We start from the raw sequence: 13360 nt of genomic DNA, 5'->3' as shown, positions 1-13360 counted from the left end.
GAAGCCTGCCTCCAAGGAGCCCGACATGGACCCGATCACCACGCTTGCCACCCGCCTGGGTGAACACCTGCGCCGCTTCAACGCGCAGGTGACCACCGCCGAATCCTGCACCGGTGGCGGCATCGCCGAGGCCATCACCCGCGTGCCCGGCAGCTCGGCCTGGTTCGAGGCTGGGTACGTGACCTATTCCAACACCCAGAAAACCCGTCAACTGGAAGTGCCCGCGGCGTTGTTCAGCCAGGTTGGCGCGGTCAGCCAGGAAGTGGTCGAAGCCATGGTCCGCGGCGCCCAGGCCGCCAGCGGCGCGCGCTTTGCCGTGGCGGTGAGCGGCGTGGCCGGGCCGGACGGTGGTTCGCCGGCCAAACCGGTGGGCACCGTGTGGCTGGCCTGGGGCGACGGCAACCATGTGTTCAGCGAGCGGCGCCAGTTCGACGGCGACCGCGAGGCGGTGCGCCGACAGACGGTGATCGCCGCGTTAGACGGCTTGTTACAGCTTGGTGCCGAGTAAATCGACGACAGGGGTTTGCGCGGGCGCTTGCCTGTGGAATAATACTGGCTACTTATACAGGTATTCCGGCCGTCAGGGCCAAGTCGAACACGTGAGGATTTCAATGGACGACAACAAGAAGCGCGCCTTGGCTGCGGCCCTGGGTCAGATCGAACGCCAATTCGGCAAGGGCGCCGTCATGCGCATGGGCGACCACGAGCGCCAGGCTATCCCTGCCATCTCCACCGGCTCGCTGGGCCTGGACATTGCCCTGGGCATCGGCGGCCTGCCAAAAGGCCGTATCGTCGAGATCTACGGCCCGGAATCCTCGGGTAAGACCACGCTGACCCTGTCGGTCATCGCCGAAGCCCAGAAAAACGGCGCGACCTGCGCCTTCGTCGACGCCGAACACGCCCTCGACCCCGAGTACGCCGGCAAGCTGGGCGTCAACGTCGACGACCTGCTGGTTTCGCAGCCGGACACCGGCGAACAGGCCCTGGAAATCACCGACATGCTGGTGCGTTCCAACGCTGTTGACGTAATCATCGTCGACTCCGTGGCTGCTCTGGTACCGAAGGCCGAGATCGAAGGCGAGATGGGTGACATGCACGTGGGCCTGCAGGCGCGCCTGATGTCCCAGGCGCTGCGCAAGATCACCGGTAACATCAAGAACGCCAACTGCCTGGTCATCTTCATCAACCAGATCCGTATGAAGATTGGCGTGATGTTCGGCAGCCCGGAAACCACCACCGGTGGTAACGCCCTGAAGTTCTACGCCTCGGTGCGTCTGGATATCCGCCGTACCGGCGCGGTCAAGGAAGGCGACGAGGTGGTCGGTAGCGAAACCCGCGTCAAGATCGTCAAGAACAAGGTTTCTCCGCCATTCCGTCAGGCCGAGTTCCAGATCCTCTACGGCAAGGGTATCTACCGTAACGGCGAGATCATTGACCTGGGTGTTTCCCAAGGCCTGGTCGAGAAGTCCGGTGCCTGGTACGCCTACCAGGGCAACAAGATCGGTCAAGGCAAGGCAAACGCTGCCAAGTACCTGGCTGAGAACCCGGCTATTGGTGCCGAGATCGAGAAGCAGATTCGCGAGAAGCTGCTGACCTCTGGTGCTGTTGCGGCTGCTGGTAAGGCTGCTGCTGCCGAAGCCGATGCCGATGACATGGCCGACGCTGACGCCGGTTATTGATTGCGCGGTAGATAGCCGAACATGTCCGCCGTACTCGACACCCCCGTCGCCATTCGGCGGACAGCCATGGACCTGCTCGCGCGACGTGAGCACGGTCGCGTCGAGCTGACGCGCAAGTTGCGTCAGCGCGGCGCTTCGGACGAGCTGATCGAGCCTGAACTCGATCGGCTCGCCGAAGAAGGGCTGCTTAGCGAAGCCCGTTACCTCGAAAGTTTCATCCGATACCGTTCCAGCTCTGGCTACGGCCCTGCGCGTATTCGCGAAGAGCTAGGCCAGCGCGGTTTGGCGCGTGCTGATATCGAGCAGGCGCTACGCGAGAGCGAAGTGGATTGGGGCGAGCGCATGCGGGACGTTTGGCAGCGCAAGTTTGCTGGCCAGCGTCCGCAAGATCCCCGCAGCCGTGCCCAGCAGACCCGGTTTCTGGCTTACCGGGGTTTCCCCATGGACATGATCGGCCGCCTGCTCAGTGGGCGTGATATCGACGACTACTGAGGGCTGCAAAGCAGCCCCAATCCAGCCGGCAAACGTTATCTGACCGGCATTAGGGTTTACCCGCGAGTACCGGCAACGCCGCTCCCACAGGTTGCGCGGCGCACTTTGGAAATTTGTTCGACAATCAACTGACCTTCAACGCCTCCCTGGCCCGCTGCGTGGTATGCATGGGCTGCGGCTTGGCCCAGTTCTCCGGCAGGTTGATGAAGTCCACCAGCTCGCGCAGCCTGCCCTGATCCCGGCCATTGAAGGCAAATGACAAACGGGTCAGGTGGCTGAAGTTGCCCACTTCGTGCTCGGCACTGCTGTCAGGTTGCTGGTGATACTTGCCACTCAGGCGCAAGTCGGCAAAGCCTTCCTGGATGTCATACAGCGCCGCCTCGCTGAGCGGGTGATGCATGCGGATCACGAACTGGCTCTTCAGCCAGCGGCTGGAGTGGTAGTTGCTGTAGAACTGGTTGATTTCTTCCACTGCCTCGTCAGCGCTGTGCACCAGGCGCAGCAGTTTCAGGTCGCTGGGCAGGATGTAGCGGTTTTCCTCCAGTTGGCGGCTGATGAAGTCCAGGCAGTCGCGCCAGAAGCTGCCACCTGGCGAATCCAGCAGCACCACCGGTACCAGCGGGCTCTTGCCGGTCTGGATCAGGGTCAGCACCTCCAGCGCTTCATCCAGAGTGCCGAAACCACCCGGGCACAGCACCAGGGCATCGGCCTCCTTGACGAAGAACAGCTTGCGGATGAAGAAGAAATGGAACGGCAGCAGCTTGTCGGTGCCGTCCACCGTGGGGTTGGCATGTTGTTCGAAGGGCAGGGTGATGTTGAACCCCAGGCTGTGGTCGCTGCCGGCGCCTTCGTGGGCAGCTGCCATGATGCCGCCGCCGGCACCGGTGATGACCATCAGGTCGGAGCGTGCCAGGGTTGCGCCCAGTTCGCGGGCCAGGGCGTACATCGGGTGCTCCAGCGGAGTGCGCGCCGAGCCGAACACGGTCACCTTGCGCCGGCCCTTATAGCGTTCCAGGGTGCGGAACGAATGGTCCAGTTCGCGCAGGGCCTGCAGGGTGATCTTGGCGCTCCAGCGGTCGGTGTCGTCATGGGCCATGCGCAGGATGGTCAGCATCATGTCGCGGTACAGCGGCAGGTTGGGGCTGTTCGGTGCCACCAGTTGCAGTTGTGCGTCGATGTTGCTCAGGTCGATGTTGTTGTCGCGGAAGTGGCTGAACAGCAGTTCACTCGATTGGTAAGGCATGCAACGTCTCCTTCTGCACCAATACCTCTGACCTCAATCTAGACCCTTGCGCTCAATTGTGCCGGAGGGTTCGGCACAGCCGCCCGTCGGCATGCAGCCACGGGGGATGCGGGTTTGGTTAACTGGGTAGAGCGAAACGTGTCGATGCAGGAGGTGGCGGTATGCATCGCTTGATCATCGAAGTGGACCGGCAGCTTTACCAGCAGCTGGAGAATGCGGCCCAGGTGCATCACCTGAGCCTGGAAGCCGAGTGCCGGCGCAGGCTGTCGGGGCTGGAATGCCAGTCGCGCTACCTGCAGGCGCTGCTGGCAGAGATGCGCGCCGATGCCGCTGAAGGGCGCTGGCGCGCCCGTGAAGACGAGAAGGCGTAGCGATCGAAGTTGGTTACTTCTTCTTGTTGCCGGCCACGCAGCTGGCATTGTCGAACGCCTGGTCCATGATCGGCTGGTTGGTCTTGTAGACCGTGAAGCGGTAGACCATGACCGCGCCTTTGGACATCAGGTTGCGGAAACCGCTGTTGCGGCAGACGCTGTCACCCAGCTGGCTGCGTACCTGTTCGGGGTTGGCCTGCATGCGCGCGGCATGGTCCTGGCGCACGCTCAGGTGGTTGACCAGTGCCTTGCCCTCCACGGTGTAACCCTGGTCGAGGATGTCCTCGTTGATGGCTCGCGGGGTGCCGACACTGCTCTCTTTGGCAACCTTCTGCAGCGTGTTGTTCAGGTCGTATTCCTGCTTGGAAGCCGCCTGGGCTGCCAGGGGCAGGGCGAGCAGCAGGCTCAGGGCGGGGACGATACGGCGCAGCATGAATCTCTCCTGGTTCGATGACTGGCGCTTTGACATGCGCGGGTCGACGGCGTTCCCTGAAAATCGCGCAGGCGCGAGGCTGGGGTACGGTAAAAACAGCGATTATAAGGACCGCGCCGCCACCTGCACAGCAATTGCCCCCTGTTCTGGTAGACTGGCGCCCTTAGTTTTTTCCGAGTCATCCTTGTGTCCATTCCCAACCTGTCCAGAGGCCTGCCGGCATGAGCCATGCGGTAGCGCGCCTGCGCGCCGAACGCCTGGCCCGCAGCAACAAGCCCTTCATCGCCCGTGGTTCGCGTGCCGAGCGCTGCCCCGATTGCCGGGTCATCGCCACTCATTGCCTGTGCGCCTGGAAGCCGCGGGTGCAGGCCGAGTCCGGCGTGTGCCTGCTGATGCATGACACCGAGCCGCTGAAGCCCACCAATACCGGCTGGCTGATCGCCGACCTGATCGAGGACACCTCGGCCTTCGGCTGGCTGCGCACTTCGGTCGACGAACGCTTGCTGGCGTTGCTGGGCGATCCGCGTTGGCAGCCCTACATCGTCTTCCCCGGCGAATTCGTTGCCCAGGAGCGGGTGGTCAGCGAGGTAGTGCGCGAGCCGGGCAAGCGCCCGCTGTTCATCCTGCTGGATGCCACCTGGACCGAAGCGCGCAAGATGTTCCGCAAAAGCCCGTACCTTGACCGCTTCCCGGTGTTGAGCCTGCAGGCCGAGCAGATGTCCCGCTACCGCCTGCGCCGCTCCAAGCGTGACGATCATTTCTGCACTGCGGAAGTCGCTGCCATGTGCCTGGACCTGGCCGGCGATACCCAGGCCTCGCAGGCGCTGGACGCCTACCTGGATGTGTTCAGCCTGCATTACCTGAGCGGCAAGCGGCGCCTGCCGCTGGACGAGCAGGACGACACCCACCAGCGTTTGCATACCTTCCTATAGTCCAAGGGGCACAACCCCTGCTTTGGTTCATAATGACCCTTACCCGAGTGCCCGACACAGAACAGGATCCCCAGATCGATGGCCACTTACGAAATCCTGATTGCCGATGACCACCCGCTGTTCCGTGGCGCCTTGCGCCAGGCCGTTACCCTCGGCCTGGGCCCGGATGTACGCCTGGTTGAAGTCGCCAGCATTGCCGAACTGGAAACCCGTCTGAGCGAAAAAGCCGACTGGGACCTGGTGTTGCTGGACTTGAACATGCCGGGTGCCTACGGTTTTTCCGGGCTGGTGCTGCTGCGTGGGCAATACCCGCAGATCCCTGTGGTGATGGTATCGGCGCAGGAAGAGGCCGCAGTGGTGGTCAAGTCCCGCGAGTTTGGCGCCAGTGGCTTCATTCCCAAGTCCAGCACCCTGGAAGTGATCCAGGATGCGGTGCGCAAGGTGCTCGACGGCGAGGTCTGGTGGCCGCCGCAGGCGTTCGAAAAGGTCGATGTCTCGGCCGAGGCCAAGGCCGCCAGCGAAGGCCTTGCCAGCCTCACGCCGCAGCAGTTCCGCGTGCTGACCATGGTCTGCGAAGGCTTGCTGAACAAGCAGATCGCCTATGAGCTGAACGTGTCGGAAGCGACCATCAAGGCCCACGTGACCGCGATCTTCCGCAAGCTGGGTGTGCGTACCCGCACCCAGGCGGCGTTGTTGCTGCAACAACTTGAATCGGTTGCCAGCAGCTGAGTGCGCCTGGCTTCACGCTTTTTTGACTCGTGCCGGTCTAGTCTGCTGGCCTTTCCGTTGTGAAGTGACTCACATGACATCGCCATTCAAGGGCCAGACCGGCCTCAAACGTATCCTCAACGCCGCCGGCTATTCGCTGGACGGCCTGCGCGCCGCCTTCAAGGGCGAGGCCGCGTTCCGCCAGCTGGTGCTGCTCAACGTGCTGTTGGTCCCGGTCGCCTTCTGGCTGCCGGTCAGCCGTGCGGAGCGGGCCATCATGATCGCCGTGTGCCTGTTGGGCTTGATCGTCGAACTGTTCAACTCGGCGGTGGAAGCAGCCATCGACCGCATTTCGCTGGAGCGCCACCCGCTGTCGAAAAACGCCAAGGACATGGGCAGCGCCGCGCAACTGGTGGCACTGACCATGGTGGCGCTGGTGTGGGGTGTGATCCTGCTTTAAGCGATCGGCGGCAACACGATCTCGTCACTGCGGGTGAAGCCCGCAGTGAAGTTGCGGCACAGTTCGAGAAATTCGCGCATGGCCGAGGTCTGGTACTTCTGTTTGTGCCAGATGAAGTAGAACTGGCGCATCAGGTCCAGCTCCGGGGTTTCTACCGCTACCAAGCTGCCGCGGCGGAAGGCGTCACGCAGGGCCAGGCGCGAGATGCAGCCGATGCCCAGGCCCGACTCCACCGCGCGCTTGATCGCTTCGGTGTGTTCCAGCTCCAGGCGGATGTTGAGGTTGGTGCGGTGGTGGCGCATGGCCTGGTCGAAGGTCAGGCGCGTGCCCGAGCCCTGTTCGCGCAGGATCCACGCTTCCTGGGACAAGGTCTGTACATCGGCGCGGCCCAGCTTGGCCAGCGGGTGCTGCGGCGCGCAGAACACCACCAGTTCGTCCTCGACCCAGGGCTGCACTTCCAGGTCCGGGTGGTTGCAATCGCCTTCGATCAGACCCAGATCAATTTCGTAATGCGCCACCTGTTGCACGATATGCGCAGTGTTCTGCACATGCAGCTTCACCTGGCTTTCCGGGTGCACCTGCATGAAGCTGCCGATCAGCAGGGTGGCCAGGTAGTTGCCGATGGTCAGCGTGGCGCCGACCGCCAGCGAGCCGAAACCGGACTTGCCGTTGAGCAGGTCTTCGATTTCCTTGGCCTGGTCGAGCAGGGCCACGGCCTGCGGCAACAGTTGCTGGCCCAGGGCGTTGAGGCTCAGGCGCTTGCCGGCGCGGTCGAACAGCTGGCAGCTGGACTGGCGCTCAAGCTCGGTGATCGAAGTGCTGGCAGCCGACTGCGACAAGGCCAGCACACTGGCGGCGCGCGAAACGCTCTGGTGCTGGGCCACGGCAACGAAGACTTGCAGCTGACGAAGTGTAAATCGCATATCGATATAACCGATAACACATATCTTGATAATCCAGTTAACAGATATTGTCGCTGCCCCTAAACTATCGCGCAACTGCGCGTCTTGCGCGCGCCGCGTCTTTCTTCAGGAGCCCCATTAAATGAGCAACATGAACCACGAACGTGTCCTCAGTGTGCACCACTGGAACGACACCCTGTTCAGCTTCAAGTGCACTCGCGACCCGGGCCTGCGCTTCGAGAACGGTCAGTTCGTGATGATCGGCCTGCAACAAGAAAGCGGCCGTCCGCTCATGCGCGCCTATTCCATCGCTTCGCCGAACTGGGAAGAGCACCTGGAGTTCTTCAGCATCAAGGTGCCGGACGGTCCGCTGACCTCGCAGCTGCAGCACCTGAAGGAAGGCGACGAGATCATCATCAGCAAGAAGCCTACCGGTACCCTGGTACTCGACGACCTGAACCCGGGCAAGCACCTGTACCTGCTGAGCACCGGCACTGGCCTGGCACCGTTCATGAGTGTCATCCAGGACCCGGAAACCTACGAGCGCTTCGAGAAGGTGATCCTGGTGCACGGCGTGCGCTACGTGAACGAAGTGGCCTACCGCGAGTTCATCACCGAGCACCTGCCGCAGAACGAATTCTTCGGTGAGTCGGTTCGCGACAAGCTGATCTACTACCCGACCGTGACCCGTGAACCGTTCGAGAATCAGGGCCGCCTGACCGACCTGATGCGCAGCGGCAAGCTGTTCAGCGACATCGGCCTGCCACCGATCAACCCGCAGGACGACCGCGCGATGATCTGCGGCAGCCCGAGCATGCTCGACGAGACCAGCGAAGTGCTGGACAGCTTCGGCCTGAAAATCTCCCCGCGCATGCGCGAGCCGGGTGATTACCTGATCGAGCGTGCCTTCGTCGAGAAGTAAGGCGCAGGCTGATGCAAAGAAGGCGACCCTTGGGTCGCCTTTCTTGTGCCTGTGATTCATGTATCGCCTGTGCCGGCCCTTTCGCGGGCTTGCCCGCTCCCACAGGGATATCACAAGGCCTGAGGTCAGTGGTACCCCTGTGGGAGCGGGCAAGCCCGCGAAGAGGCCGGAACAGGCAATACACAATCTATTCGACGCGCGTCTCGCCGCTATACACCAATATCTCCCGACACCGCTTGCACAGGTAGCGCCGCCCCTGGCGCACCAGCTTGTGCCGCTGCGCGGTAAACGGGAAGTCGCTTTGCGGGCACGGGCAGCGGTAGATGTAGCGGGTCACCACGCGCCGTTGCACTTCGTAGTTGTGGCAACGGTTGGGCGGCAGTTCATACACCCCGCGCATGATCAGCTGCCACTCCTCGCCATGGGCCTGGATGCGGTCGCCGAACAGCTGGTGGGCCACCAGGTGCGCCACTTCATGGGCCACGGTCTGGCGCAGGAAGTCTTCCTGGTTTTCGCGGTAAAGCTGCAGGTTGAAGCGCAGCAGGTTCTCGTGCAGGTGGGCGACACCGGCTTTTTGCCCGCGCAGCTTGAAGCTGACTTCCGGGCGCGGGAAGGTGCGTTTGAAGAAGGTTTCAGCTTGCTGGTAACAGGTTTCGACGCGTTGTCTGAGCAGCTCGGGCATGGCGGGGTGGTTCTCCTGACCGGGCATTATGCCGCAACCCCGGGCAGCCTGCCGAGCCACCGGTCAGCGCACAGCCAGAGGCCGCCTTGCGGCGGCCTCAGGTTGATGCCCCAGTGTTGGTCGAGTCTGTTCTAGTTGGTGTAGACGGGCCCCACGCCCAGTCCCCAGATGATCACCGTGGCGGCCATGATCGCCACCAGTACCACAAGGCCCACCGCCAGCACCGAGCTGGAGAACAGGAAGCCTTCGTCGGACGGTATGTTCATGAACGTCGGCAAACCGACGTACAGCAGGTACACCGTGTAGCAGATGGCGGCGGTGCCGATCAGCATGCCCAGCCACAGGTGCGGGTACAGTGCCGCCAGGCCGCCGATGAACAACGGGGTGGCGGTGTAGGTGGCAAAGGCGATGCACTGTGCCATGGACGGGTTGGCATCGTAGGTGCGAGCCATCCAGTGGATGAACGCCCCCATTACCGCCACCCCGGCAAGCATCGCCAGGTACGACATGATGCTCATCCAGATGGCGCTTTCCATGGTCAGCATCACCGCTGGCCGGTCGCCGATCACCCAGCCGACCTGGGTGGTACCGATGAACGCCGAAATGGCGGGGATCGCAGCCAGGATCAGGGTGTGCGTCAGGTACATGTGGCTGATGGTTTCTTCTTCGCCACGAATTTCCCGCCATTCCTGGTCGGGATGGGTAAACAGCCCCACAACGTGATGAATCATGCCGATCACTCCTCTCAATGTTGCCAAACGCCCCCCAGATGGAGCGCAAGCGGCCCGAGGCCCGAACACCGAAGCAAGCGGTAATGTGGCCTTATGTCGCAGTATAGGAAGCCGTTACCCGCATAAACCGAGCTTTTTAGAGCAAATTGCGCTGTAAGGCGCGCTGTTGATTACAATGAAGTCTTTATCGGAATGCCTACAGCGCCGCCGCGTTTGTGCGTAAAATAGCCGGCTTTTGTCACACCTCGCGGATCCAAGCGCTATGGGCACCCTCTCGGTCAACCAGAACAAACTGCAAAAACGCCTGCGTCGTCTCGCCGGCGAAGCCATCACCGACTACAACATGATCGAGGATGGCGACAAGGTCATGGTCTGCCTGTCCGGCGGCAAGGACAGCTACACCATGCTCGACGTTCTGTTGCACCTGCAGAAGGTGGCACCGATCAAGTTCGAGATCGTCGCGGTGAACATGGACCAGAAGCAGCCGGGTTTCCCCGAGCATGTGCTGCCGGCCTACCTCAAGGAACTGGGTGTCGAGTACCACATCGTCGAGAAGGACACCTACTCGGTGGTCAAGGAGCTGGTCCCCGAGGGCAAGACCACCTGCTCGCTGTGCTCGCGCCTGCGCCGTGGCACCCTGTACACCTTCGCCGACGAAATCGGCGCGACCAAGATGGCGCTGGGGCACCACCGCGACGATATCGTCGAAACCTTCTTCCTCAACATGTTCTTCAACGGCGCGCTCAAGGGCATGCCGCCGAAGCTGCGCGCCGACGATGGCCGCAACGTGGTGATCCGCCCGCTGGCCTACTGCAGCGAGAAGGATATCCAGGCCTACTCGGACATGAAGGAATTCCCGATCATCCCGTGCAACCTGTGCGGTTCGCAGGAAAACCTGCAGCGCCAGGTGGTCAAGGACATGCTTGTGGAGTGGGAGCGCAAGCACCCGGGGCGTACCGAGAGCATCTTCCGCGCCCTGCAGAACGTGGCGCCGTCGCAGCTGGCTGACCGCAACCTGTTCGACTTCACCAGCCTGAAGATCGACGAAAACGCTACCCCGCGTTTCCTTGACGTGCTGAACATCTGAGCCCATGCGCGATTACCAGTGGTTGCACGAGTACTGCCTGAACCGCTTCGGCTCGGCCCAGGCCCTGGAGGCCTTCCTGCCGCAGCCGCGCACACCGGCGCAACTGCGTGATATCAGCGACGACCGCTACCTGTCGACCTTGGCCCTGCGCGTGTTCCGCGCCGGGCTCAAGCACAGCCTGGTGGATGCCAAGTGGCCGGCGTTCGAGCAGGTGTTCTTCGGCTTCGACCCGGAGAAGGTGGTATTGATGGGCGCCGAGCACCTCGAGCGGCTGATGCACGACGAGCGCATCATCCGCCACCTGGGCAAGCTCAAGAGCGTGCCGCGCAATGCGCAGATGGTTCTTGACGTGGCCAAGGAGAAGGGCAGTTTCGGCGCCTTCATCGCCGACTGGCCGGTGACTGACATCGTCGGTTTGTGGAAGTACCTGGCCAAGCACGGCAATCAGCTGGGCGGGTTGTCGGCACCGCGCTTCTTGCGCATGGTCGGCAAGGACACGTTCATCCCTACCGATGACATGGCTGCGGCGTTGATTGCGCAGAAGGTGATCGACAAGCCGCCGACCAGCCAGCGGGACCTGGCCTTGGTGCAGCAGGCGTTCAACCAGTGGCATGCCGAGAGTGGGCGGCCGCTGTGCCAGTTGTCGGTGATGCTGGCGCATACCGTCAACCATTGAGATTTGTGTTGGCCCCTTCGCGGGCATGCCCGCTCCCACAGGTACAGCGCCGACCTCAAGTGTGGCGCGAACCCTGTGGGAGCGGGCAAGCCCGCGAAGCATCTAACTGCCTTCTCCCGCCATGCGCCGCTCGTGCTGGAACTTCCAGCGCACATACAGCAGCCCGGCAATGAACAGCCCCAGGCTCACCAGCACTTCTACCCAGCCAAATACCGCCCGTGCCGGGTCGAACGCCGCCAGCACGCCCTTGATGAAATAGATATTCACCACGAAGCAGGTCCAGGCATGTGCCCGGGCGCTGCCTGTCAGCATGCCCGGCAGCAACAGCAGCAACGGCACCAGTTCGATCGCCAGGATCACCTCGACCCGCGCCCCGTGCAGGTTGGCGAACCATAGGTTGTTCACCAGCAGCAGGGCGATCAGGCCGAAGAAGAACGCCAGGCTCAACGCCCGCGTCAGGCGCAGACGCGGTGCCAGCCATTCCAGCGCCGGCAATACCTTGGGCTTCTTAGCCACGTGCGGCCTCCAGGGCCTTGGCGGTGGTCGCCAGGCGTTGGCCAAGGGCGCGACACAGGGCTATCTCGTGCTGGTCGAGCTCGCGCTTGCCATCGGCGCCAGCATGATGGCTGGCGCCATACGGGGTGCCGCCGCCGCGGGTCTCGAGCAGTGCCGATTCGCTGTACGGCAGGCCCATTACCAGCATGCCGTGGTGCATCAGTGGCAGCATCATCGACAGCAGGGTGGTTTCCTGCCCGCCATGCAGGCTGGCGGTTGAGGTGAAAACGCCCGCCGGCTTGCCGACCAGTTCACCGCCCAGCCACAGGCTGCTGGTGCCATCCAGGAAGTACTTGAGCGGTGCCGCCATGTTGCCGAAGCGGGTCGGGCTGCCCAATACCAGGCCGGCGCAGTGGCGCAGGTCGTCCAGGGTGGCGTACAGCGCGCCACTGGCCGGGATGTCCGGGGCCACTGCTTCGCACTCGGTGGAAATCGCCGGTACCGTGCGTAGGCGGGCTTCCATGCCGGCCAGCTCGATGCCGCGGGCGATGTGCCGGGCCATCTCGCTGGTCGAACCATGGCGGCTGTAATACAGCACCAGGATGTAGGGCTGGCTCACGGCAGGATCTCCAGTACTTTCTCGGGCGGTCGGCCGACCACGGCCTTGTCACCGACGACCAGGATCGGCCGCTCGATCAGCTTGGGGTGCCGGGCCATGGCCTCGATCAGTTGTGCGTCGGTCAGCGCCGGGTCGGCCAGTTTCAGCTCCTTGTACTCGTCCTCGCCGGTACGCAGCAGCTGGCGTGGGGCGATGCCCAGCTTGCCGAGCAGGGCCTTCAGGGTGGCAGCGTCGGGCGGGGTCTCGAGGTAGCGCACGATGGTCGGCGCCAGGCCGCGAGCTTCGAGCAGTTCCAGGGCGCCGCGGGATTTCGAGCAGCGCGGGTTATGATAGAGCGTGAGGTCGGTCATGTCGGGTCGCATCCAGCAGGGTGTGGCGGCTATTCTAACCGCAGCGACTGACCAATTTGCTTTAAAACTCGAGAAGGATTGACCCATGGCAAGGCGTCTGGCAGCAGTACTGGCCATCACCGCGAGCCTGTTGCTCGGTGGTTGCGGTGCCGATTATGGCGTGGACCAACACGGTAATACGGTTAAGGCCGAACAGATCGACGGGCACTGGCTGGTGCTCAACTACTGGGCCGAATGGTGCGGGCCGTGCCGTACCGAAATCCCTGAACTGAACGCGGCAGCCAAGCAGTGGGCGGCCGACGGTATCAAGGTGGTGGGGGTGAACTTCGATGGCTTGCAGGGGCAGGAGCTGAAGCAGGCTGCCGAAACCTTGGGCATCGCTTTCACCGTGTTGGCGCAGGACCCGGCCGAGCGCTATGACCTGCCACGTAGCGAGGCATTGCCGGTGACCTACATCATCGATGACAAGGGCAAGGTGCGGGAACAGCTGATGGGCGAGCAGACCCTGGAAGGGCTGCAGGCCAAGATCAAGGCACTGAAGGGCGCCTGATGCATTTGGGGGCTGCTTTGCAGCCCAT

The 13360-nt window shown here is 62.8% G+C and carries 19 protein-coding genes; 11 read left to right on the top strand and 8 right to left on the bottom strand.

All coding sequences use genetic code 11. The features are described 5' to 3' along the window. Positions 1–25 precede the first annotated feature (25 nt). From CAG00_RS26145 to recX, 3 genes are all read left to right on the top strand, one after another. Positions 26–508, top strand: coding sequence for a CinA family protein (locus tag CAG00_RS26145; RefSeq protein WP_085665686.1), 483 nt, complete (start codon positions 26–28; stop codon positions 506–508). Between the two features lie 103 nt (positions 509–611). After that, positions 612–1679, top strand: a complete 1068-nt coding sequence (recA, locus tag CAG00_RS26140) for a recombinase RecA (RefSeq protein WP_015269214.1) — start codon at positions 612–614, stop codon at positions 1677–1679. 21 nt (positions 1680–1700) lie between these two features. Continuing rightward, positions 1701–2171 carry a recombination regulator RecX gene (gene recX, locus CAG00_RS26135; RefSeq protein WP_085619270.1) on the top strand — a complete coding sequence of 157 codons (471 nt, stop codon included), beginning with the start codon at positions 1701–1703 and terminating at the stop codon, positions 2169–2171. 124 nt (positions 2172–2295) lie between these two features. Here the strand turns inward: recX and CAG00_RS26130 are convergent, their stop codons facing one another. Continuing rightward, positions 2296–3414: an LOG family protein gene (locus tag CAG00_RS26130; protein ID WP_025337997.1), complete on the bottom strand. Its 1119-nt coding sequence runs from the start codon at positions 3412–3414 to the stop codon at positions 2296–2298. Positions 3415–3575: 161 nt separating this feature from the next. On the opposite strand from CAG00_RS26130, the gene CAG00_RS26125 reads away from it, so the two are divergent. Beyond that, positions 3576–3785: a hypothetical protein gene (locus CAG00_RS26125; RefSeq protein ID WP_025337998.1), complete on the top strand. Its 210-nt coding sequence runs from the start codon at positions 3576–3578 to the stop codon at positions 3783–3785. A 13-nt stretch (positions 3786–3798) separates the two neighbouring features. On the opposite strand, the gene CAG00_RS26120 is transcribed toward CAG00_RS26125, so the two are convergent. Next, a complete protein-coding gene (locus CAG00_RS26120; protein ID WP_085665685.1) occupies positions 3799–4218 on the bottom strand; it encodes a quorum-sensing-regulated virulence factor family protein in 420 nt (139 codons plus the stop codon). A gap of 221 nt (positions 4219–4439) precedes the next feature. Between CAG00_RS26120 and CAG00_RS26115 the strand changes: the two genes are divergently transcribed. The 3 genes from CAG00_RS26115 (at position 4440) to CAG00_RS26105 (ending at position 6318) form a co-directional block, all read left to right on the top strand. Further along, entirely contained in the window at positions 4440–5150 is a 711-nt protein-coding gene (locus CAG00_RS26115) for a tRNA-uridine aminocarboxypropyltransferase (protein ID WP_025337999.1), read from the top strand. A 78-nt stretch (positions 5151–5228) separates the two neighbouring features. Next, complete coding sequence (gene erdR / locus CAG00_RS26110) at positions 5229–5879, top strand: response regulator transcription factor ErdR (protein ID WP_025338000.1); 651 nt, start codon at positions 5229–5231, stop codon at positions 5877–5879. Between the two features lie 73 nt (positions 5880–5952). After that, complete coding sequence (locus tag CAG00_RS26105; RefSeq protein ID WP_025338001.1) at positions 5953–6318, top strand: diacylglycerol kinase; 366 nt, start codon at positions 5953–5955, stop codon at positions 6316–6318. Here CAG00_RS26105 and finR read toward each other — a convergent pair. Further along, a complete protein-coding gene (gene finR, locus CAG00_RS26100; protein ID WP_004375481.1) occupies positions 6315–7241 on the bottom strand; it encodes a LysR family transcriptional regulator FinR in 927 nt (308 codons plus the stop codon). The two genes, CAG00_RS26105 and finR, sit on opposite strands and share 4 nt — an antisense overlap. A gap of 121 nt (positions 7242–7362) precedes the next feature. Between finR and fpr the strand changes: the two genes are divergently transcribed. Continuing rightward, positions 7363–8142, top strand: coding sequence for a ferredoxin-NADP reductase (fpr, locus tag CAG00_RS26095; RefSeq protein WP_004375483.1), 780 nt, complete (start codon positions 7363–7365; stop codon positions 8140–8142). Positions 8143–8329: 187 nt separating this feature from the next. Here fpr and CAG00_RS26090 read toward each other — a convergent pair whose 3' ends face one another. Both CAG00_RS26090 and CAG00_RS26085 read right to left on the bottom strand, forming a co-directional pair. Beyond that, on the bottom strand, positions 8330–8824 hold the full coding sequence (locus CAG00_RS26090; RefSeq protein ID WP_085593202.1) for a SprT family zinc-dependent metalloprotease: 495 nt from the start codon (positions 8822–8824) through the stop codon (positions 8330–8332). A 131-nt stretch (positions 8825–8955) separates the two neighbouring features. Then, positions 8956–9555 carry a Yip1 family protein gene (locus CAG00_RS26085; RefSeq protein ID WP_012270925.1) on the bottom strand — a complete coding sequence of 200 codons (600 nt, stop codon included), beginning with the start codon at positions 9553–9555 and terminating at the stop codon, positions 8956–8958. Positions 9556–9817: 262 nt separating this feature from the next. On the opposite strand from CAG00_RS26085, the gene ttcA reads away from it, so the two are divergent. After that, complete coding sequence (gene ttcA, locus CAG00_RS26080; RefSeq protein WP_012270926.1) at positions 9818–10642, top strand: tRNA 2-thiocytidine(32) synthetase TtcA; 825 nt, start codon at positions 9818–9820, stop codon at positions 10640–10642. A gap of 4 nt (positions 10643–10646) precedes the next feature. Next, positions 10647–11318, top strand: coding sequence for a DNA-3-methyladenine glycosylase I (locus CAG00_RS26075; RefSeq protein WP_054573186.1), 672 nt, complete (start codon positions 10647–10649; stop codon positions 11316–11318). Between the two features lie 102 nt (positions 11319–11420). Here CAG00_RS26075 and CAG00_RS26070 read toward each other — a convergent pair whose 3' ends face one another. From CAG00_RS26070 to arsC, 3 genes are read right to left on the bottom strand one after another with little or no spacing between them, the layout of a single operon-like run. Next, on the bottom strand, positions 11421–11834 hold the full coding sequence (locus CAG00_RS26070) for a DUF2069 domain-containing protein (protein WP_085593200.1): 414 nt from the start codon (positions 11832–11834) through the stop codon (positions 11421–11423). Continuing rightward, positions 11827–12432: an NAD(P)H:quinone oxidoreductase gene (gene wrbA, locus CAG00_RS26065; RefSeq protein ID WP_025338005.1), complete on the bottom strand. Its 606-nt coding sequence runs from the start codon at positions 12430–12432 to the stop codon at positions 11827–11829. Before wrbA ends, CAG00_RS26070 begins: the two co-directional genes overlap by 8 nt. Then, positions 12429–12782: an arsenate reductase (glutaredoxin) gene (gene arsC / locus CAG00_RS26060; protein ID WP_085665684.1), complete on the bottom strand. Its 354-nt coding sequence runs from the start codon at positions 12780–12782 to the stop codon at positions 12429–12431. The genes wrbA and arsC overlap by 4 nt, the downstream gene beginning before the upstream one ends. 85 nt (positions 12783–12867) lie before the next feature. Here arsC and CAG00_RS26055 point away from each other — a divergent pair, with 85 nt between their 5' ends. Continuing rightward, complete coding sequence (locus CAG00_RS26055) at positions 12868–13332, top strand: TlpA disulfide reductase family protein (RefSeq protein WP_015269224.1); 465 nt, start codon at positions 12868–12870, stop codon at positions 13330–13332. The last annotated feature ends 28 nt before the right edge of the window (positions 13333–13360 follow it).

The organism is Pseudomonas sp. B5(2017) (assembly GCF_002112825.1).
In the GTDB taxonomy this organism is placed as follows: Bacteria; Pseudomonadota; Gammaproteobacteria; order Pseudomonadales; family Pseudomonadaceae; genus Aquipseudomonas; species Aquipseudomonas putida_Z.
The sequence above is the reverse complement of the archived record's forward strand: the minus strand, read 5'-3'. Positions and strand labels throughout refer to the sequence as shown.